Here is a 1578-nt window from a genome sequence, read left to right as displayed (position 1 = left end):
ATCGGCGATAACCTCGATGGTCTCTATCCGCGAGGCCATGCCGATCTTCACCCCGCCGACATCCATGTCGTCGTAGATGGTGTCTATCTGTGCCGCGATCATGTCCGGAGACACATCTTCCACGGCCCGCACGCCTCTGGTGTTCTGTGCGGTGAGCGCCGTGATCACGCTGGCTCCAAATACGCCGAGCGCGGAGAAGGTCTTGAGGTCTGCCTGAATGCCGGCACCCCCGCCGCTGTCCGAGCCGGCTATGGTGAGCGCGATCTTTGTCATTGGCAGTTCTCCTTGAGGACGGCGTCGACGGCCGCGCGCATCGCCCGCGTCGCGGTGGCGATATCGGCCGCCCGGAAAATCCTCGAAATCATGGCGACACCGGACGCGCCGGCGCGGACGACATCACCGGCGCGCATCAGGTCGATCCCGGCTATAGCCCCGACCGGCATGTCCGGGCGCGCAGACCGGATGCGGGCGCGCAGCCGCGCAAAGCCGTCCAAACCGACAGGCGGGTCCGGATTGTTCTTGGAGAGCGTCTCGAACACGCCGCCGATGCAGGCATAGTCGACCGGGGCCGCCAGCGCTGCATCGGCATCGGCGTCGTTCTTGACCGTCACCCCAATGATTGCGTCAGCGCCAAGAAGACGGCGCGCCGTGGCCGGGTCGAGGTCGTCGCGGCCAAGATGAACGCCGTCCGCGCCGGTGGCGAGCGCGACGTCGACGCGGTCGTTTACGACCAGCGGCACGCCGCTCCTGGCGAGAGCCGCGCGGATCGCTGTCGCCTGTTCGAGCAGTTCGCGGGTGCTCGCCTGCTTGTCGCGATACTGGATGATCGTCGCCCCATTATCCGCCGCGATCCGCGCCAGCACGGCCAGGTCACCAATGTCGCGCAGACTTCCGTCAACGATGGCGTTCAACCTGTAATCGACCTTATGCATTTCGCACCCTCGCATTCTGGATGATGTCTTTCTCGGAAAGCCCGGACAGGACATCGAGCAGCGCTATCCCGAAGCTGGCCGGCCCCCGCGCCTCGCGGGCCGCGATATCTGCCGCGACCCCCATGACGAGCATAGCCGACGCCGCAGCGATGATGGGATCGTCCCCGACCGCGGTGAAGGCCGCGATCACCGCGCCCGAAAGGCAACCCGTTCCTGTCACCTTCGCCATGAAGGGATGACCGTTGCCGATCAGCAGCCTTGTGTCGCCGGACTCGATGCGGTCTTCCTCCCCGGTCCGCACTCCGACCACGCCGGGCGGCACCTGGAGCAGCCGATGCTCGGCTGCGTTGGCACGCAAGATCGTTGGCGATCGCGCCAGCAGGTCCTGCGCTAATGCCGCCCGAACCGCGGAATAATCGCAATGGGCGGGATCGAGCACCCAAGGCTTTCCTCCTTCCTCAGCCCCATCGAGGGCGAGGTCGATGGCCTCGCGCCTTTGCGCATCCAGCGTGCCGAGATTGACGACGAGGACGTCGGCTTTCCCGACGAAGGTCTGCACTTCCTCAGGTGAGGAGGTCATGGATGGAATGGCGCCCAACCCCGACAGACCGTCGGCGATGAGCTTCTGCACCACCGTGTTCATCAG

General features: G+C 65.6%; 3 protein-coding genes. All 3 read right to left on the bottom strand.

Translation table 11 applies throughout. The features are described 5' to 3' along the window. Nucleotides 1–273: bifunctional hydroxymethylpyrimidine kinase/phosphomethylpyrimidine kinase (locus L630_RS0120645; protein WP_024850057.1), on the bottom strand; the 273-nt coding region annotated here is incomplete at its 3' end. Beyond that, the gene (gene thiE, locus L630_RS0120640) at nucleotides 270–932 is read right to left on the bottom strand and encodes a thiamine phosphate synthase (protein WP_024850056.1); all 663 of its coding nucleotides are present in this window, start codon (nucleotides 930–932) and stop codon (nucleotides 270–272) included. The genes thiE and L630_RS0120645, both read right to left, overlap by 4 nt. Beyond that, nucleotides 925–1578, bottom strand: a 654-nt coding sequence (locus tag L630_RS0120635) for a hydroxyethylthiazole kinase (RefSeq protein WP_024850055.1), incomplete at its 5' end; no start/stop codon positions are given. The genes L630_RS0120635 and thiE, both read right to left, overlap by 8 nt.

Origin of the sequence: Aminobacter sp. J41, from assembly GCF_000526635.1 — a bacterium.
Classification (GTDB): Bacteria; Pseudomonadota; Alphaproteobacteria; order Rhizobiales; family Rhizobiaceae; genus Aerobium.
This window is presented reverse-complemented; position numbering and strand designations above follow the sequence as displayed.

Excerpts from the sequence above, each read along its gene's own strand:
- thiE (WP_024850056.1), bottom strand. The coding sequence starts at position 932 with ATGCATAAGGTCGATTACAGGTTGAACGCCATCGTTGACGGAAGTCTG.